19 protein-coding genes are annotated in these 19,389 nt (G+C 55.1%); 5 read left to right on the top strand and 14 right to left on the bottom strand.

The window, feature by feature from the left end; genetic code table 11:
* Positions 1–9 precede the first annotated feature (9 nt).
* The gene (locus TH19_RS15630) at positions 10–885 is read right to left on the bottom strand and encodes a hypothetical protein (protein ID WP_114103279.1); all 876 of its coding nucleotides are present in this window, start codon (positions 883–885) and stop codon (positions 10–12) included.
* A 167-nt stretch (positions 886–1,052) separates the two neighbouring features.
* Here TH19_RS15630 and TH19_RS15625 point away from each other — a divergent pair, with 167 nt between their 5' ends.
* The gene (locus TH19_RS15625) at positions 1,053–1,454 is read left to right on the top strand and encodes a hypothetical protein (RefSeq protein WP_114103278.1); all 402 of its coding nucleotides are present in this window, start codon (positions 1,053–1,055) and stop codon (positions 1,452–1,454) included.
* Positions 1,455–1,485: 31 nt separating this feature from the next.
* Here TH19_RS15625 and TH19_RS15620 read toward each other — a convergent pair whose 3' ends face one another.
* From TH19_RS15620 to TH19_RS15605, 4 genes are all read right to left on the bottom strand, one after another.
* Positions 1,486–2,040, bottom strand: coding sequence for a prolyl hydroxylase family protein (locus TH19_RS15620; protein ID WP_114103318.1), 555 nt, complete (start codon positions 2,038–2,040; stop codon positions 1,486–1,488).
* A 145-nt stretch (positions 2,041–2,185) separates the two neighbouring features.
* The gene (locus tag TH19_RS15615) at positions 2,186–2,833 is read right to left on the bottom strand and encodes an ATP-binding cassette domain-containing protein (RefSeq protein ID WP_114103277.1); all 648 of its coding nucleotides are present in this window, start codon (positions 2,831–2,833) and stop codon (positions 2,186–2,188) included.
* Between the two features lie 3 nt (positions 2,834–2,836).
* Positions 2,837–4,522 (bottom strand): ABC transporter permease, encoded by a 1,686-nt coding sequence (locus tag TH19_RS15610; RefSeq protein WP_114103276.1) that lies wholly within the window; start codon positions 4,520–4,522, stop codon positions 2,837–2,839.
* Between the two features lie 6 nt (positions 4,523–4,528).
* The gene (locus tag TH19_RS15605; RefSeq protein WP_114103275.1) at positions 4,529–5,770 is read right to left on the bottom strand and encodes an ABC transporter substrate-binding protein; all 1,242 of its coding nucleotides are present in this window, start codon (positions 5,768–5,770) and stop codon (positions 4,529–4,531) included.
* Positions 5,771–5,974: 204 nt separating this feature from the next.
* Here TH19_RS15605 and TH19_RS15600 point away from each other — a divergent pair, with 204 nt between their 5' ends.
* Both TH19_RS15600 and TH19_RS15595 read left to right on the top strand, forming a co-directional pair.
* Entirely contained in the window at positions 5,975–6,712 is a 738-nt protein-coding gene (locus tag TH19_RS15600; protein WP_114103274.1) for a TerC family protein, read from the top strand.
* The gene (locus tag TH19_RS15595; RefSeq protein WP_114103273.1) at positions 6,709–7,188 is read left to right on the top strand and encodes a YbaK/EbsC family protein; all 480 of its coding nucleotides are present in this window, start codon (positions 6,709–6,711) and stop codon (positions 7,186–7,188) included. The genes TH19_RS15600 and TH19_RS15595 overlap by 4 nt, the downstream gene beginning before the upstream one ends.
* 34 nt (positions 7,189–7,222) lie before the next feature.
* Here TH19_RS15595 and TH19_RS15590 read toward each other — a convergent pair whose 3' ends face one another.
* Complete coding sequence (locus TH19_RS15590) at positions 7,223–7,651, bottom strand: flagellar export protein FliJ (protein WP_114103272.1); 429 nt, start codon at positions 7,649–7,651, stop codon at positions 7,223–7,225.
* Between the two features lie 42 nt (positions 7,652–7,693).
* A complete protein-coding gene (gene fliI, locus TH19_RS15585) occupies positions 7,694–9,247 on the bottom strand; it encodes a flagellar protein export ATPase FliI (RefSeq protein WP_404969490.1) in 1,554 nt (517 codons plus the stop codon).
* Positions 9,248–9,633: 386 nt separating this feature from the next.
* On the opposite strand from fliI, the gene ctrA reads away from it, so the two are divergent.
* Positions 9,634–10,329, top strand: a complete 696-nt coding sequence (gene ctrA, locus TH19_RS15580) for a response regulator transcription factor CtrA (protein ID WP_068518026.1) — start codon at positions 9,634–9,636, stop codon at positions 10,327–10,329.
* 114 nt (positions 10,330–10,443) lie between these two features.
* Here the strand turns inward: ctrA and TH19_RS15575 are convergent, their stop codons facing one another.
* The 7 genes from TH19_RS15575 to TH19_RS15545 form a co-directional block, all read right to left on the bottom strand.
* Entirely contained in the window at positions 10,444–11,091 is a 648-nt protein-coding gene (locus TH19_RS15575; RefSeq protein ID WP_114103317.1) for a methyltransferase family protein, read from the bottom strand.
* Positions 11,092–11,147: 56 nt separating this feature from the next.
* Complete coding sequence (locus TH19_RS23195; protein ID WP_114103270.1) at positions 11,148–12,545, bottom strand: CheR family methyltransferase; 1,398 nt, start codon at positions 12,543–12,545, stop codon at positions 11,148–11,150.
* A gap of 6 nt (positions 12,546–12,551) precedes the next feature.
* On the bottom strand, positions 12,552–14,249 hold the full coding sequence (locus TH19_RS15565) for a chemotaxis protein CheB (protein ID WP_114103269.1): 1,698 nt from the start codon (positions 14,247–14,249) through the stop codon (positions 12,552–12,554).
* 73 nt (positions 14,250–14,322) lie between these two features.
* Entirely contained in the window at positions 14,323–14,688 is a 366-nt protein-coding gene (locus TH19_RS15560) for a response regulator (RefSeq protein WP_114103268.1), read from the bottom strand.
* An 86-nt stretch (positions 14,689–14,774) separates the two neighbouring features.
* Positions 14,775–15,281, bottom strand: a complete 507-nt coding sequence (locus TH19_RS15555) for a chemotaxis protein CheW (protein ID WP_114103267.1) — start codon at positions 15,279–15,281, stop codon at positions 14,775–14,777.
* A 15-nt stretch (positions 15,282–15,296) separates the two neighbouring features.
* Entirely contained in the window at positions 15,297–18,002 is a 2,706-nt protein-coding gene (locus TH19_RS15550) for a hybrid sensor histidine kinase/response regulator (protein WP_114103266.1), read from the bottom strand.
* Positions 18,003–18,145: 143 nt separating this feature from the next.
* Complete coding sequence (locus tag TH19_RS15545) at positions 18,146–18,751, bottom strand: histidine phosphotransferase family protein (RefSeq protein WP_114103265.1); 606 nt, start codon at positions 18,749–18,751, stop codon at positions 18,146–18,148.
* 266 nt (positions 18,752–19,017) lie between these two features.
* Here TH19_RS15545 and TH19_RS15540 point away from each other — a divergent pair, with 266 nt between their 5' ends.
* Complete coding sequence (locus TH19_RS15540; protein WP_114103264.1) at positions 19,018–19,203, top strand: DUF3553 domain-containing protein; 186 nt, start codon at positions 19,018–19,020, stop codon at positions 19,201–19,203.
* Positions 19,204–19,389: the final 186 nt, after the last annotated feature.

Here is a 19,389-nt window from a genome sequence, read left to right as displayed (position 1 = left end):
AATATCTGCCTAGAACACCCGCCAATAATCCGATGGAAGATTGCGCAATCGTTCGGACATGCCGGGATTATCAATCATGAAATGTTTGCGTTCCGACATCTTGCTGTCCTCAAGTACACGTTTGATCATCGGGTGCTTGTTGAAATAGCTGTCAAACGCGCCACTTGCATGGGCCCGCTGCAATCCTTGGGTCAGGATCGCATGGCGGCGCGTGTCGGTCCGATTGACATACAGAAAATAATCAAACGGATAGATCACCTGAACCGAATGATCGATCACCAGATCGCGGCCTTGGTCACGCTGCTGTTCGATTTCGACAAATGCTTCGTGAATGCCACGGTTAAAAATATCAAACCGTTCATTTTCAAGCATCTTCCAAAGATTGGCATAGGTGCTTGATACGACGTTAAAGCCGTTTTCGCGAAACACGGTCGTATCAGGCCAATCAGTACCCGAACCAACACTGAACTGTTTCAGGTCATCCAATGTTTCAACCCGCTGAAGGGCGGAAAGCATATCAGGGCGCGTGATGAAAATCCGGTTGCCCAGCAAACCACGGGTCATCGGGAAATCGACCTGAAGAAAATGCTGTTCGCGGGCGGGACTGTGCCCGGTGAAGAACACATTGATTTCGGTCCCGTCTTCCATCAATCGCAACAGGCGTTCCTGCGGTGTGCGCGGTAACAGAACCAGTTCAAGCTGATGATCGCCATCGGCATATTCCAGTGCCAGCTTAACGACCCCGATTTCATAATCAAAAACTTCGACATCACCATGCAGGATCGCCAGGCGAAAAACTTCTGCATGCGCCTGTTTGCCTGCGATCAAGACAATGCAAATCCCGATCGCGACCACAGCAGCCAAGATGCGCCTCTGCACGTTCATGCCGCCCCCTTGCGACCGTTCCAATGCCTTAAACGTGGGGGCAGCTTGCTGATACACAAGGACAAATTGTTAATTTCGTCACCTTGGGAAAGGCAAATGAATGCTTTTCCTGATCTGGACACAGGCGTATCCTGATTGATCTGGAAACATAAGAACGGTTCAACGTCATGCTGGAAATCTATCAACGCCGAAACCTGATCCTGACCGAAGCCAATCCCGGTCCGCAGGTGGACTATGTTGTGACGTTGCAAAGCAATCTGACCGGTGCTGAAAACGTCTTTCCGGCGCGCATGACATTGCGCTATGTGCCTGACCGGCTGATCCTTAAAACTGACAGTTTGGCAGAATATTACGCCGAGGTATCAAGCATCGCCTTTGACAGCTTCGAAGCCGCTGCCGTTCTTTTGATGGATGATTTCAATAACGAACTGGTCCCGCGCTGGATCAGCTTGCGGCTTGACAAACAGACTGCGGATAATGATCAGGTCTTCCATCACGAAACCGCCCTTGAAGACCGTCAGCCAAAATGGGGCAACCCGCGCCTGCTTGATCGTCTGGAACGCTACTAGGCCCATCCCCTTCAAGACGCCTTATTCCTGATCAGCGGAACGGATTTCCATGCACCCACTGGGTCAGGGAATAACGAAGGCCCGCGGTGGTCGGGGCAACCCGGTGCAGAACAAAGCTAGGAAAGAAGATCGCAGATCCGCGTTCCATCGGCGCATCAATGAAATGCCCCGCCGGGTTTAATTGCAATTGCCCGCCTTCATACTGATCAGGTTCAGAAAGCTGGATCACCATGGTCAGTTTGCGACGACGTGCGACTTCGGATGCACCAACATCGCTGTGCCAGTCATAATGACCGCGCAAGTCCCCTGCATAGCAGGCAATCTGGGCGTCCTCGGCAAAGTCGGTCAGGCCGAAATCAAACACATTGCGGTTCACATCGGCCACCAGATCAATGATCCGGCGGGACACGACCGGTTCCTGTGTTTCATTGAACCAGGTGATTTTCGAACGGCGGATATGGGTTGCGGTTTGCCCCTGGACCAGACCGCCTTCATCCATCTCGTGGGCGAACCCTTCGATCAGACGATCACAGGTTTCAGTATCGAGCGCATTCGGGACAACAGCATACATTTCTTCAGGGAACATCACCACATTCTCCATGCCGCACGGGCCTTGTGATTTAACGTCTCGGGCCCAAGACAATTCTTTTGCGGTGAGTTGCTATTACGACCAAACCCCCGGCAATACCAGCAAATTTGATCCCCTGTGCCATGACATAAATCACAGGGTTCTATGCAAGATTGATCACGCGTCCACCTGCCGCTGCCCCGTCTTCGGGATCATGGGTCACCATCAGGGTCGGCAAGCCATTCTTGCGGCACAGATCAAAAACAAAGGCCCTGATCTGATCGCGCAATGCGCTATCAAGTTTTGAAAACGGTTCATCAAGCAAAAGCGCACAGGGCTCGGACAACAATACCCGCATCAGGGCCACACGTGCACGTTGCCCGCCCGATAATGTTGCCGGGTCTCGATCGGCAAATCCGTCCATGTCCGCACTTTTCAGGGCTTCCTCGACCCGTGCCCGCCGGCTGTCTTTGCCCTTGATCGATGCGGGCAAGGCAAAGGCAAGATTGCCGCCAACCGAAAGATGCGGGAACAACAAGTCATCCTGAAACAAAATACCGACATGCCGGTCCTGTGGCGGGCATCCATCAAGTATCCGACCATCCAGAATGACCTGCCCTGACACATCAAACTGCGCGGGCAAGGTGCCACAGATATGCCCCAGCAAGCTTGATTTACCCGAACCGCTTGGCCCCATCAGGGTGACGATTTCGCCCGGCGCAATCACAAGATCAACCGCAACCAGTTCCCGACCGGCAAGACCGATATGCACATCGCGAAGTGCAAGACCTGTTTTTAATCCGTCGGCCATCGCCTATCCCCTGTTCTGTGCATCCATGCCCCGCCGATGGCGGAACAGGATTGCCGGTATCAGCAACGCACAGGCAAATCCGGCAAATGGCAAAACCATCTGCAACAATCCATAAATCCCGATCATCCGCCGGTCTCCGCCCGATGCCAGTGCCACGGCCTCGGTCGTGACGGTGGCAAAGCGTCCGGCACCGATCAAAAGTGTTGGCAGATATTGCCCGACTGTCACCGCCAGCCCGACCGCCGTCGCGGTCATAACCGCACGGGTCAAAAGTGGCAGGCGCACCTGCCAGAACACACGCGCAGGCGACGCACCATGACACAATGCCGTCTGCCCATAGCGCGGATCAAGGGCGCGAAACGGATCAGAAAGCGACAAGAACACATAGGGCAACACAAACACCAGATGCGCCACCACCACCGATATCAGGGTTCTTTCCAACCCGATCAGGGTAAAGAACACCTGCAACCCGAACATGAAGCTGATCTGCGGCACCAGAAGCGGCAAATAAACAAGCCACATCGCCCCGCGACCGGGCTTATGCGTGCTGCGTGTTTCCTGTTCGAGACATCCCAGGACAAGCGCAATCGCGATCATAACAGTCGGGATGGCAATTAAAAGCGTCGCGCCAAGATGACGACCAATCGCATCATATTCACGCATCCAAAGGCGCAAGCTGAAACCGCGTGGCAGAATATCGGGAAAACCCCAAAAACCCGCAATGCTCCAGACCAAAAGGATGACTAGCCCAAGGATCACCGCACCGGCGGCAAGCCCCGCCAAAATGGCTGAACCGGACCGAAGCCCGCCATCGCGGGCAAACCGCCAACCGTTTTGCGCCCAACCATATCCAAGCACAGCCACAATCCGCTCGCCCGCGATCCAGATCGCAATCGCCCCAACGACAACAAGCAATTGAAGGATCGCGGCACTGGACGCCATAAAGCGCAAACCAAGATCAGGATCGGATAACCAGCCCAATATCCGAACCGCAAGCGGCGCGGGCGTCGTCGGTCCCAGAATGATCGCCACATCAACAACCGAGGTGGAATAGGCAAGTACGGCCAAAACCGGCAACCGGATTTGGGGGTAAATGCGGGGCAATGTAGCCTTGAACCAACCTGCAATCCGGCCATAGCCCAATGTTGCAGTTATTTGGGCAGTTCGTTCGGTGTCTGCCTGTGGCAGGGCCGCCAGTGTCATCAAAAACAGAAACGGGATTTCCTTGGCAACCAGTCCGGCAATCATCGCCAAACCCCATGGATCATGAATGATTGCGATATCGGGCGGGCGTTCCCAACCGGCAAATTGCGCAACCAGCCGGGCAATCCAGCCCGATGGCGCAATCAAAAAGGCCAGACCGAATGCCGCCGTTGCATGGGGCACGGACAGGATCGGCGATAATATCCGCTGCATGGCCCGAAACACAGCCGTCCCCTGCCATGCAGCACAAAACAGCATGACAATCGCAACCGAGATAAAACTGGCAACAAGACCATTGACCAGCGACAGGCGCACCGACTGCCAAAGTCCGGGTTGGTCAAACAAGGCAATCCACGGATCAAGTCCGGGTTCAATCCCGCCAAGGGCCGGTAAAATGCCAAAGGCAGGCAGCAAAGTGCCAATCAGCCCGGCAGATACGGGGCCGATCATAAAGGCAATCGTAATGATGGGGACAAATCGCAACATGCGCGATTATTGCACCACGCCGTAATGTTTCTGCCATTCGGTTTCGACCAGCTCCATCCAGCTTGGATGGGGTTCGGGCAGAACCGTTCCACGTTCAGCCGGTGCCAGGGACGCAATGCCAAGATCAAGATTGGCAAAGGCTTCCTGCATGTCAGCGGGCAGTTTATCCATCGCCAAAACCGTATCAGCTCCCCAATATTGCGGGTCCTGTTTGCGCAACTGTGCTTCTGGTGACATCAGGAAATCACCCAGAACAACCGCCCCGGCCTTGGCCGACGCATTATAGGGAATGGCAACAAAGTTGGTATTGCCCAGCGTGCCATTGTCAAACACATAGGAACGCACAGTATCAGGAAGCTCGAACGCCTCGATCGCCGATGAAACTTCGCCCGAGCTGAATGAAAATGCGATATCAACCTCGTTATCACCAAGCAGGGTCCGCATCGCCGCCCCGTTCTGCGGATAGGCCTGTCCATTGCGCCACAAAAGCGGCTGCAAATCTTCAAGATATCCCCAAAGCGGTTCAAGAACGGCCTTGGCATCGACTTCATCTGCGGGTTGTTGCAATACCTTGGGGTCTTTGACCAGTTCGGTCAGGATCTGCTTCAGGAAAGTCGATCCCATATAGTTTGGCGGCTGCGGATAGGTGAAACGCCCCGGATTTTTCACAAGCCATTCCAGCAAACCTTGTGCTGATTTCGGCACGCTATCAAGTTTGGCCGTGTCGTAATAGAAACTGACCTGCGCCATGCCCCACGGTGCTTCAAGCCCGTCGGTCGGAACGGTAAAGTCATTCACCACGGTCGGCTTGCCTTTGACATCGACATAGTCAAAGTTGGGCGTGTCTTCGACCCACGGACCAAACAGCAATTCATTGCGTTTCATCGCGGCAAAGTTTTCGCCATTAATCCAGATCATATCAACCGCCCCGCCGTCATTAACCCCGGCGGTCTTTTCTGACAGTACCTTGGTGACCGCATCGGCGGTATCAGTCAGTTTGACCTGAACGACCTTGACGCCATAACGTTCAAAAACCTGATCACCGGCCCAGGCGATATAATCGTTAATGCGCGGCTCCCCGCCCCAGGCATGCCAGTAAACCGTCTGCCCGCGTGCCTGATCAAGAACCGATTGCCAATTGCCGACATCCGGTGCTGGATCGGCAAAGGCCGGTACGGAAACCGATGCAGTTGCAATGCCCGTTGCCAGGGCCAGCGCAGAGACAAAAGCACGCATTCGTAAGCGCATGTCGGACAATCCTTTTCACCTGATAACCTGTCACCATCGCCCATTTCATATGGGGATGATCGCGGTAGCTGCTTGATTTTATTGTTGGCATTGTTTTAAGCGCCAACAGAGTAAAATCAATTCACGCTTGCGTTAGATCGCGATGAAACACACCTTACTCCCTGTCAATTAATCGTACGCACAGCCTGCATTGGGGTTTTGATAATGTTTGAATGGATGAGCGATCCGCACATGTGGATGGGTCTTGCCACCCTGACCGCGTTGGAAATCGTTCTGGGGATCGACAATATCGTTTTCCTCTCGGTGATCGTTTCCAAACTGCCCAAAAACCAGCAGGCGGCGGCACGACGGATCGGATTGCTTGCCGCGATGGGAATGCGGTTGGCACTTCTGGCCGGGATTGCCTGGGTGATGCAATTGACCGCCCCGCTATTTGCCGCCTTCGGACAGGAAATAAGCGGGCGGGATTTGATCCTGATTGTCGGCGGTCTGTTTTTGATCGCCAAGGCATCCAAGGAAATTCATCACACAATTGACGAACCCGAAGAACACGGGCCCGGCAAACTGATGACCGGCTTTGCCATGACCATCATCCAGATCATGCTGCTGGATATCATTTTCTCGCTTGATAGCGTGATCACAGCGGTTGGTCTGGTCGATCACATTTCAATCATGGTGATTGCCGTGATCCTGTCCGTTCTGGTCATGTTGGCAGCCGCCAAAACCATTGGCGACTTTGTTGAAAAGCACCCGTCGGTTAAAATGTTAGCGCTATCATTCCTGATACTGGTCGGGTTTGTACTGTTGCTTGACGGGGTCGAGATCCATGTCCCCAAAGGATATATCTATTTCGCGATGACCTTTAGCCTCGCGGTCGAAACCCTTAATCTTTTGAACCGCAAACGCAAACTGAAACGCCGCGCACAAGAGAACGGATCATGAAAAAAGTTTCTCCGCCCCAATGCCTGCAAAACGCGTTTGATGAAAACAACCTTGATCATGTCGAGGTGTTCGAATTTCCCGATGGCACGCGCTCGGCTGCTGACGCGGCAAACGCGATTGGCTGTGATATCAGTGACATCGGCAAATCACTGGTCTTCATGACCGAAGGCAATAAACCCGTGCTGATTATCATGAATGGCGCCGAACAGGTCGATCTGAACAAGGTCGCAAGCCTGATCGGATTATCGATCCGCAAGGCCGATGCCACCGAAGTCCGCGAACATACGGGTTACGCCATTGGCGGCGTCCCGCCATTTGGTCATGCGCATCCGGTTGAAACCCTGATTGATGCCAAACTTCTGGCCAAGGAAACCATCTGGCTTGCCGCAGGCACGCCCAAAACGGTGTTTTCACTGACACCTGATGAATTGCGCAATGTCACGGGAATTGACACCGGGGTCCACATCGCGGCCTGATCAACCGCGATAATCCCGACCACATCAGATCACATCAGATCAACCCGTCATCGCGGGTGGCGGAACGTGTGCCAATCTCGTCCAGTTCGTCCTGTTCTTTTTTGTCTTGCTCGGCCCGTTCGGCTTCGACACGGTTGCGTTCGGCGATTTCGGCCGTCTTCATTTCCTTGAAGGCATCGGCCACTTCATCGCGGAAGGCATCAATCTTGGCCTCCTGATCGGCAATCATTTTGCTGATGGCCTCGCGCTCGGCGATCACGGCATTGGCAAACCCGCCATAGGCAAACCCCGCAAGCTCGGGATTCTCGGCTGCAATGCGCTGTTCGCGAAGAACGGCCTGTTCAAGGGCTTCCTTCTCGGCCTCAAGCTTCCCCAGCACGCCAAACATTTCACCAAGCTGGCGTTGCTTGTCATCAAGCGCCCATTTGCGCATGCGTACCAGTGTTTTGAAATCCTTGGCCATCGGTTACGTCCCGACATTCCAGACAAATGCCATCACGCGATATTATCCCCGATTGCCATCACGGCGAAGGGCGCGCTTGGCTTCGTTCAAATCGCGTTCACCACCGGAATTTGACCGGCTGTTGACCTTCGGCCCGCGATTGATTTTGGGACCCGTCGAAGGCGGCGGTGCCGGTGCAGCGGCCGGCATTTCATTTGGAACACCCTGCGCCCCGGGCCGGTTGGCCTGCCCGTTTCTGGCCCCCTGTTGTGCCGCTTGTGCCGGATCGGGTTCTGCTGCCAGCATATCAAGTCTGCGCGCCAGCTCGTGATACCCTTCATTAAGGCGGGTACATTCGATTTTGCGCTGTTTCAGGAATTCTTCGATCAGCGGGAAATAATGGATGGCTTCGTCGACTTTGGGGTCCGTCCCCTGCCGATAAGCCCCCAACCGGATCAGTTCGGCCATATCTTCGTAGGTTGCAAGCAACTGACGGGCGCGGGCAACGATCTGGTTTTCTTCCTCGCTGTTACAGCCGGGCATGGTACGCGACACACTGCGCAGGATATTGATCGCCGGATAGCGCCCCTGTTCGGCAATCGAACGATCCAGAACAACGTGCCCGTCAAGAATACCACGCACCGCATCGGAAATCGGTTCGTTATGATCATCCCCGTCAACAAGGACGGTGAACAGACCGGTAATCGATCCCTGCCCCGGACCACCGGGACCGGCACGTTCAAGAAGGCGTGGCAATTCCGCGAACACGGTTGGCGTATAGCCCTTGGATGCAGGCGGTTCGCCGACCGACAGGCTGATTTCACGCTGTGCCATGGCAAAACGGGTAACGGAATCCATCATGCACAAAACATCACGCCCGATATCGCGGAAATATTCCGAAATCGCCATGGTCATATAGGCCGCCTGACGGCGCATCAACGGGGGTTCGTCCGACGTCGCCACAACGACCACCGACCGGCGCAGACCTTCTTCGCCCAGATCATCCTCGATGAATTCACGCGCTTCGCGACCACGTTCCCCGATCAGTCCGACCACCGAAACATCCGATGTCGTGTGCCGGGTCATCATCGACAGCAAACTGGATTTACCAACACCCGACCCGGCAAAGATGCCCATACGTTGCCCGCGACAACAGGTCAGGAATGTGTTCATCGCCCTGATGCCCAGATCAATCTTGCCCGACACGCGCTGACGCGAATGGGCCGATGGCGGCATATTGCGCATCGGATAGGCCTTGTTACCCTCTGACAGCGGTCCTTTGCCGTCAACCGGCTCGCCAAAGGCATTCACAACACGCCCCAACCAGCTTTCATCGGGATAGACCTGTGGTTGGGTATCGCCCAGTTCGACCTCGCACCCGATCCCGATGCCATCAAGGATACCAAACGGCATCAAAAGGGCCCGTTCGTTGCGGAAACCGACCACCTCGCAGATCACCGCCTTGCCATCACGTCGCTTGACCTTGCAGCGGTCGCCAACCGACAGTGCGCCTTCGACACCGCCAATTTCGACCAGCAAGCCAAGCACCGCAGTTACCCGTCCGACCACGCGGTAATCGGGAATGCGACGAAGCTCGGCGATGATGTTACGACCAATCTGAAACACGTCTCTGAACTTTTCAGCCAGCGGTTGATATCAAACTCCGTGACACGGGGACTGGCAAATCGCGCCGCGTCGTACCAAATATATTGGCATATTCGACGTTAAAAAGCTGTGTAGACGACAAAAAGGCAAAAATTTTGTCTGTGCGCCCCCAGTGGGTTAACGTCGCAAACCGTTGGGAAAACTCGCATTCCGGCCCCGAGTCGTGTTTTGGGATGAAAAAAAGTTAACAAGATGCGACTCGCCTGCTTGCCACGAGTCGCAAAGCAACGTATCGTTAACGGAATGGGAAAAAATTTCCTACCGACAAACGTTGGGGCGCTTGTCAAATAACCGGATCAACACGGACTTATTGCGGAACACGGTAACGGAGCAGAGACATGCGGGTGCTGCTTGTAGAGGATGACAACACCTATGCCGATAGCATCGAATTGATGCTTAAGTCGGAAGGCATGGTGATTGACACAACCGACCTTGGGGAAGATGGCCTCGAGATCGGCAAGCTGTATGACTACGACATTATTCTTTTGGACCTGATGCTGCCAGATATTGACGGCTACGAGGTCCTTCGACGTTTGCGCGATGCGCGCGTCGACACGCCGGTTTTGATCCTGTCGGGTCTGACCGAAACCGAAGACAAGGTCAAAGGCCTTGGCTTTGGCGCCGACGACTATCTGACCAAACCATTCGACAAGGTCGAATTGCTGGCACGTATCCAGGCGATCGTTCGTCGTTCGCGTGGCCATGCCCAGTCGATGATTTCGACCGGCAAACTTAACGTGAACCTTGATGCACGCACCGTCGATGTTGACGGTTCGCCGCTGCATCTGACCGGCAAGGAATATGGTATCCTTGAACTGTTGTCGCTGCGCAAGGGCACGACACTGACCAAGGAAATGTTCCTCAACCATCTTTATGGTGGGATGGACGAACCGGAACTCAAGATCATTGACGTCTTTGTCTGCAAACTGCGCAAGAAAATCCAGTCTGCAACCAAAGGCGACAACTACATTCATACGGTTTGGGGCCGCGGTTACGTCCTGCGCGATCCTGATACCAATAGCGCTGCCGCCTGATTTCCGACCTTTCCTGTCCAACTGTGTCCGGAAACGTCTCTGCAGTGCTCGTTACACAAAAAGCCCCGGTTCTGCACCGGGGCTTTTTGCATTCCAGTTTGCCGGTATCGACCGTTAGGGCAGATGAATAAACGGATGGATCATCCCGTTCACCTGAAGCCAGTCAAACAATTCCATCAGCGGCACAGCCAGGAAAAACACCATTCCGTCCCGCAATGTCCGCCACAACAGTTTCGGCCGAACCGCGATCGTTTCCTGATCCTTCCAGGTCGCAAAGCGCGGACCGAAACGCGGCACACGTGCCTGATATTCCTTAAACGTGTCGCCAAACAATTCGGCAAGGGCGCGTTCCTCGCGCAGGATCACCGGCAAAAACACCGCAACCGCCCCCAGCACAAAGACCATTGAAATAACAATGCTGCCTGTCTGCGCGCCAACACCGGCCGCACCGATAAAGCTGAAAACATAAAGGGGATTGCGACTGATGGAATAAGGACCAGTATCGGTCAGTTGCTGCGCCTTGCGACCACCAATATAAAGCGTGCACCAGGCCCGGCCGAAAATGGCAATGGCAATCAGCAACATGCCCGCCGCCTCGACCAGTTCATGGGTCGACATCTGCACCTTGGCCAGTGACTGGATCATCGGCAAGGCACCAAGCAATACAACGGCAAGCGCCGCAATAATCAACTTGCGGCGACGTTGCAGCAACGTCAATGCCTGACGCGGCGCGGCGATTGTCTGGGTCAATTGAGGGATCATGTTCATTCCCGACGTTTCAGTTTAACGGAAACAGTCGGCAATGAACCGGCTGCCGACTACTTTTTGTCGTCCGGTTTGCCGAAACGTGACCGATCAAACGTCGAAGCAGGGCGGGTGGTTCCGGATGTACCGGACGAACTGCCACTGGACGGGTTTGACGTCGTTCCACCGGCACCTGTTCCAGTACCCAGTGGACGGCGATAGGTCGAACCGGTGGTTCCGGTCGTCCCCGGACGGGTTGTCGAACCTGTACCAGTCGAACCTGACGGTTTGCTGAACGAGCTTCCTGTTGTTCCGGTGGTGCCAGTGGTCCCCGGACGGGTCGTCGAACCGATCCCGCCAAGTGGCCGCTGCGTTCCCGTACCAACAGTGCCGGTTGTTCCCGTTGTGGTCGGGCGCGTTGTAGACCCAAGACCGCCCGTTGTCGACGGACGCAGGCCGGCTGTACCGGTGCCTGTGGTTGTCGTCGGACGGGGTGGTGGTGTGCTGCCAGCCGTACCGGCGGTACCCGCCGCACCGGTTTGCATGTGTTTTGGTTTCGGGAAGGCAAAGCCGCCCGCCGCCGCACCTGCTGCGGCACCGGCACCGGCACCGGCGGCCTGCACTTTTTCAAGAGCACTGACATCAACATCCGGTGCCCCCGGACGGTTCAGCTGATAAATGCCGCGCTGACGGGCAAGCGGTTTGAACTTGTCAGAAATCCCCAGAACCGTTTCCGCACCGCCAAGGAACAGGAAACCGTCGTCGGGCATCAATGCCGCCACGCGCGACAACACATCACTTTTGGTCGGCTGATCGAAATAGATCAGGACGTTGCGGCAATAAACGACATCAAACTGCCCCAGCGGACGGAAATCTTCCAGAAGGTTGAATTCCTTGTACTGGACCTTGGAGCGAATTTCCGATGAAATCTGCCACTGGTCTTCTTTCTTCTGGAAATATTTGACCAGAAGCCCGATCGGCAGTCCCCTTTGGACTTCGAACTGGGAATAAAGACCGGCCCGCGCCTTGGTCAGAATTTCACGCGAAATGTCGGTCCCGATGATTTCAACCCGCCAGCCCGCAAGCTGGGATTTGAATTCATCCAGGATCATGGCAAGCGAATAGGGTTCCTGCCCCGATGATGCCGCCGCACACCAGATGCGCAAATGACGTTTCGACGCACGTTCCTTGATCATGTGTGGCAACACAACATGGCGGAACTGGTCAAACGGTTTGGTATCGCGGAAGAAGAAACTTTCATTGGTGGTCATCGCATCGACGACTTCTTCGACCAGATTACGGTCGCCACCACGCAGGGTTCCGATAAGTTCGCCGAGATCCTTAAGCCCACGCTTGCGCGCAATCGGCATCAGCCGGCTTTCGAGCAGATAAGTCTTGTCCTCGCTCAGAACGAGCCCGGACTTGGACTTAATCAGTCTGCTTACGAAATCGAAGTCTTCCGGCTTCATCATTGTGGGTTAACGACCCCCCGCAAATTTTTTGATATAGGCCGCAATTCCGCCAACCGGCAAGACGGCGGAACAGATACCTGCATGTGCTGCTGCGCCTGGCATCCCCCACACAACACTGCTTTGTTCATCCTGCGCAACGACCATCCCCCCGGCATTCACTACGTCGCGACCACCCAACATACCATCCTGACCCATTCCGGTCAGTATCGCGGTTAGAATATTTCCACCGTAACTGGCGACCAGACTGCGCAACATCGGATCAACCGACGGACGACAGAAGTTTTCCGGTGCATTCTGGTTCAGCATCAGATGCCGGGAACCACCGCGTCCCTCCACTGTCATGTGGTAATCACCGGGCGCAAGATAAACCTGTCCGCCAACAATCGGCATATTGTTCTTGCCTTCCTGACACTTCAAACCGGTCAGGCGCGTAATATGTTCGGCCAAAATCGTCGTAAAGGTCGCAGGCATATGCTGGGTAATGAAAATCGGCTGTCTTACACCGTTCAGACCGCGCAAAACTTCAAACAAGGCCTGCGGCCCACCTGTCGAGCTGCCGATTGCAATGGCTTCGACATTCACCCGCTTTTCCGGCAACAGGCTTATCTCGCCGCGCGATGCAGGACGGCGCACCGGCGCCGGTGCCGAAGCATCACGCGCGCCCTTTAAACGGCCGGGCTTTGTCGCCCCTTCGGAAGCATTTGCAGCCGCACGACGTGGCGCAGCAGCAGGTGATGCCTGCATTGGCCGTGTTGGCGTTGCAGATGCCGATTTCGGTGCGCCCCCTGCCGCAATCGCGGCATCACGGATCAAACGCCCCGGATCACGCGAAGGGGTTTGCGGACGGGTCGGAATGCTGTTGGCAACCGCCGCACTGCGGGTTCCCGAAACACCATCAGCAGGACTGTTGTCCTTAAGATTCTGGGGCTGGGACGATGCTGAGGTCTGCGGTGCCGGATGATGTGGCTGAACCGGTGCCTGCCGCATCTGCATGGCCTGCGGGCGCGGATGCTGTTGCATCGGACGCGGACGCAGTTCGGCGGTAAATCTTTTGCGCTGGATGCGCCCCTGCTTTTGCAGTTGCTGATGTTCGACCGACATTTCCGCACGGAACGGGCCCTGCTTGCCATCATGATGTCCGTCATCAGCCGGATGATCATGATCGGCTTCGGCCGGATGTGCAGATGCTTCTTCCGGAGCGTGATCGTCTTCGTGGGTTGGCTCGGCATCCGCATGCGCAGCCGCTGTTGCCGCCTCTTCGACTTCCAGCATCTTGCGACGCTGTTCCGCCCATGCCTTGACCTTGTCAAGAAGCTCGGCACGGAAACCGGCACCGACATTCAGGTCTTTGGATGAACTCGGCTTGGGGATGTAATCCACCGCACCAAGGGTCATGGCCTGAAAACTGATATCGGCATTTCGCTTGGTCAGGGTCGATGCCATGATCACCCGAACGGTCGGATCGATTTCCAACAGTTTGGGCAAGGCCGTCAAGCCATCCATAACCGGCATTTCGATATCAAGAACAATGACTTCGACGCCACCTTGTTCCATTACCGATAATGCTTCTTCGCCATTGCTGACCGATCCGATGACTTCGATTTCCGCGTCATCGGACATCATGCGTGTCACAAGTCCGCGCACAATGGCGGAATCATCCACGATCAGAGTTTTGTATGGCGAATGGATAGGCGTGTCTTCCACGTAGCAGGTCCCCGCTTGGATCAGGAGATCAATCTCGAAATACTGGAATGGCACCGCAAAAGTGCCATCCAGTCTAGATCAGGCCGACCTGTTCAAATTTCGCCTGAATGATCTCGCTGTCGAACGGTTTCATGATGTATTCGTTCGCACCGGCTGTGATTGCTTCCTGAATATGCTCCAGATCGTTTTCCGTCGTACAGAAAACGACAACCGGCTCATCTCCGCCCGGAGTTGCACGCAAGTCACGCAGGAACTCGATCCCGCTTTTAACTGGCATGTTCCAGTCAAGCAGAACCGCATCTGGCATGGATTCAAGGCATTTTTCCAACGCCTCTTGTCCGTCTACTGCCTCTACGACCGCAAAGCCCAATTCTTCAAGGATGCGGCGCGCCACCATTCGGATGACTTTCGAATCATCGACGACGAGACAACTCTTCATCGACTTCCTTCTCGTTTATTTAGGTCGTTAAGCCACTAACGGCAGAATACCGGGCACATTACGCGCCCGGCATGTCAAAATCTATATTACCCAGCCTGCTTGATCGACGAGGTAAAATCAAGAAGACGTGTGACGTCGAGAATCACCAGAAGCTTTTTATCCAGACGGAAGATACCGTCGGAAAACTCGCGCCAGCGCGGATCAAGCGTTGCCGGGTTCTGCTCGAACGCCTTTTTCGGCACGCTCAGAACTTCGCCAACCTGATCGACCATCAGGCTGTAAAGCTCGCCGCCCTGATCGACCACGATGCTCATGCCGGGATTGTCGTCATCCTTGTCACGCAGACCAAGACGCTTGCGCACATCAATGGCAGTCACGATACGTCCGCGCAGGTTCAGCGAACCGGCAACTTCTGGCGGGGCCAGCGGAATGCGCGTAATGCGCTGCGGACCAAGCACGTCCTGAACGGTCAGAACCGGAATGCCAAAAAGCTGCTTGCCGATATAGGCGGTAACGAAATCCTGGCTGTCACCACCAAGATCAAGCGCGCCGCCTCTTTCGTGGCTCGGGACGAGTGCGTTGCTATCGCTCATTGTACTTTCTCCCGATTATACGTTGCTCAATGTCTGGACCAGGGTCGAGACAAGCGCATCACGGTCAAACTTCGCGACATAGTCGCTGAAACCGACCTGACGACCGCGTTCGAAATCTTCTTCGCTGGTGTGCGAAGACAGGGCAATGATCGGAACTTCGCCCCACTGCTCGTCATTCTGAAGCGCCTCGGCGAATTCAAAGCCGTTCATACCCGGCATTTCAATATCGCTGATGATCGCATCAAACAGATCGCCGCGGTTCTTAAGTTCCATCGCCTGTTCTGCGGTCTCGACCGCCGTCACCCGGAAACCGGCCACCGACAGCATCGGTGTCAGCAGGTTACGGAAGAACGGGCTGTCATCGATCAGAAGAACACGCTTCTTCTCGCCGCCATTATCCTCGGTTCCGAACCAGTCACTGAACGCCAGTTCAAGATAGTAACCGGCATCAATAAGGTCGGTTGCCTTGCCATCGATCACAGCCGAACCAACAAGTCCGTCCTGATCTGCGGTCAATTCAACATTAAGGACATCATCGACGATATCGACGATTTCATCAACCACCAGACCCATGGTCCGTTCGCGATCCTGGAAGACCAGGGTCGGCTGGCGACCTTCGGCCTTCATCTGATAGCTGCCGTCAATAAAGACCAGCGGCATCAGCTTGCCACGATACTGAACCAGCGGGCGACCGTTGGAATGTTCGATATTCTCGACATCGATTTCTTCAAGACGGGCAACAAGGGCGAGCGGAACCGCACGCACTTCGCTGCCACCGGCCCGGAAGACCAGCATCGAGGTGGTTTCGCGATCCGAAGCATCGGTTTTGGCTTTGCCTTCGACACCCTGCGAACCACCCACGGTGATTTCGCCGGTGCGGGTCGCAATGCCGTTCGGATCAAGGATCATGATCACGCTGCCATCGCCAAGGATCGTGTTACCCGAGAACAGCGACAGATCACGCAGGATCGGTGCGACCGGTTTAACAACGATTTCCTCGGTATCGAAGACGCGGTCAACGATGATACCGAACGAATAGGTGCCGACCTGGGCAACAACGATGAATGCTTCTTCATCGACGCCCTCGTCACTTTCTTCCTTGGTATCCAGACCGAGAATTTTCTTCAACGTCACCAGCGGCAACAGACGGTTGCGCAAACGCAGAACCGGCGTGTCGTGGATACGTTCGATCGAATGTTCGGAATTGTTCGATGCACGAACAAGTTCAAGGACGCTGATCTGCGGAATGGCAAAGCGTTCGCCGCCACTTTCGACGATAAGGGCCGAAACAATCGCAAGGGTCAGCGGGATCTTGATGATAAAGGTCGAACCACGGCCTTCGACCGATTTCAGTTCAACCGTACCACCGATCTTTTCGATGTTGGTACGCACAACGTCCATACCCACGCCGCGACCGGAAACCGACGTTACCTTTTCGGCGGTCGAGAAGCCCGGCTTGAAGATGAACTGCTGAATCTGCTGTTCAGCCATCCCTTCAAGTTCGCTTTCGGTGGTCAGGCCGTTGGCAATTGCCTTTGCCTTGATACGATCAAGGTTCAGGCCACGACCGTCATCGGAAATCTCGATGATGATGTGACCGCCTTCGTGATACGCATTCAGCGTCACGGTACCGGTTTCAGGCTTGCCTGCTTCGCGACGGCCCGGAATATCTTCCAGACCATGGTCGGCAGAGTTACGAACCATGTGGGTCAGCGGATCCTTGATCAGTTCAAGAACCTGGCGATCCAGTTCGGTATCGGCACCGATCATTTGCAGATCGATCTTTTTGTTCATCTCAAGCGCAAGGTCGCGAACAATACGCGGCAGTTTCGCCCAAGCATTGCCGATCGGCTGCATACGGGTCTTCATCACACCTTCCTGAAGGTCGGTGGTGATGTGCGACAGGCGCTGCAACGGTACGGTAAATTCACTGTCATCCTTGCCGCGTACCATCTGCAACAGCTGGTTACGGGTCAGGACAAGCTCGGAAACCAGGGTCATCAGGTTTTCAAGCAACTCGACATTCACACGAATGGTCTGGGCTGCGACCGAGCTTTCCTTGGCTTCGCCACGCGGGGCTTCGGCCTTTTGCTCGGCTGCCGGTTTCTTGGCCGGTGCAACCTGCTGGGACTTCGCCGCTGCCGGGGGTGCCGGTGCAGGCGCCGGTGCTTCCGGTTCGGACGAAGTTGCAAATTCGGGATCGACTTCGGTTGCGTCAAACGCAGCCTGAAGCGCATCGCTATCAACCGCGACACCGCTTTCCGGAACGTCGAGCGGCGGCTCTTCGACCGGTTCGGGTTCCGGCGCAGCAGCTGCTGCCGGTGCAGAACCACCCAAAATCGTGCCGGTATCGGCAAAATGGTTCAGGCGTGCGATCAGATCGGCGTCATTGCCATCCGGCTCGGCTTCGTTCTGTTCAAGCTCGCCCAGCAGATATTTAATCGTATCGATGGATTCCAGAACCAGCGTCACCGCCTCGGCGGTCACAACCAGCTCGCCATCGCGGATTTTGCCAAGAACGTTTTCACCGGCATGCGCAACGGCTTCAAGGCGCGGCAGCCCAAGGAAACCACAGGTCCCCTTGATGGTATGCACCAGACGGAAGATGTTCGACAGAATGTCCGGATCATTCGGGTTCTGCTCAAGCTTCACCAGCTCAACGTCAAGCGTCGAAAGACTTTCCGAAGTCTCGGTCAGAAATTCACTTAATAGATCGTCCATATACCCCCTCCAAATCTCCGACAAAGGAACGTTTGCCGGAACCGGAACTCCCATTCCACGTGCTCATGGCCAGAAACGTATGTTACATCGGTTACTTACGTAGAAGCTAGCACACGTTATTACCAGACCCACAGGTCAAATTTTTATACATAGATCAATGCAATATTTCCGTCCTGTTGCAAGACCGAAAGCGCCCCGCCCGTCCGATTGGCAAGATTCCTGACGAAAAACCCGTGAACAGTACGCGGATCAAGTGTATCCGCCGCCACATCTTTCTCCAAGACCTCCATAACTTCCGGACGAAATGCCGCACGTTTGCCTTCTGCAAGGACAGTTGTACGACCGGATTCGTGTGAAACGGTAATGTCTCCGCCAAAGGGCAAAGCCTCGCGGGCCAACATCACCATGTTCAGGACGACTCGTCCATGAGCTGGATCAATTCCAAGGTCGGTCCAATCCAGACTGACCTTGCCTTCGGCTTCATAGGTCTGGCGTGCTGCATCGCGCATGGATTTGGTATCAACACTGTTGCCCGCCCGGCCAAAGGCCAGACGGAACAATTGCAAACGGCGCGCTGCTTCAAGGCCGCTTTTGCGCATAAGGGCAAGCGCCTCGTCATCGGCAACACCGTCTTCGCCCATCAGTTCCGCCCCGGCATTGACGGCACCAACCGGGCCGACAAGATCATGGCAAATGCGCGAACTGATCAATTCAATCAGCGTCATTTCAAGGGCGTGGTCCTGAACCATTACGCGGGTTCTCCAAGGTATTTTGATCTATTCATCAATGCATCACGTCCCCAAACATGATGCCCGGTCTCTCGGGCCCCATGATTGACCTTGATATGTTAAGAGCTTATTTAGCGAGGATGAAAATTAAGCGATCCCGACCCGGCAAAATTTGCCGACGGAACCTGCAAACATGACCAAAACCTGTTTGTACGACCCGACAAATTTGTGCGATGGACGCAAGCGACCTATATTACAGTCACGATACATTCAAGACAGAGCACCCCATGGATTTCTTGCTGACCCCAGGCACCATCGTCCGCCACCCCAACCAGCCCGACTGGGGTTTGGGCCGTATTCAGGCCGTTGACGGTGACAGGATTGCCGTCAATTTCGAAGAAGCTGGCCGCCAGATCATCCGGCCGCGCTATGTAGTGCTTGAAATTGTCGAAGCCGCGGCGGGCTACGAATAGGATTCCACGACCCGGGCTGTCGATAATCCCTGCCGGAGCCCCGCACGGATTGCCGACATCGATCCTGATCCGATGACCGCGCCTTGGCACACGAATTGCTGACATCGAATTGTTAATAAATTCGGCGTATGCAGAATTCAGGGCCCTATTGGATCTATCGCAACAGATAGACCCGCCTGATCATGC

It is taken from the genome of Thalassospira profundimaris (assembly GCF_003326675.1).
Classification (GTDB): domain Bacteria; phylum Pseudomonadota; class Alphaproteobacteria; order Rhodospirillales; family Thalassospiraceae; genus Thalassospira; species Thalassospira aquimaris.
Note: the sequence above shows the minus strand (reverse complement) of the source record. Positions and strands in the feature narration are given on the sequence as shown.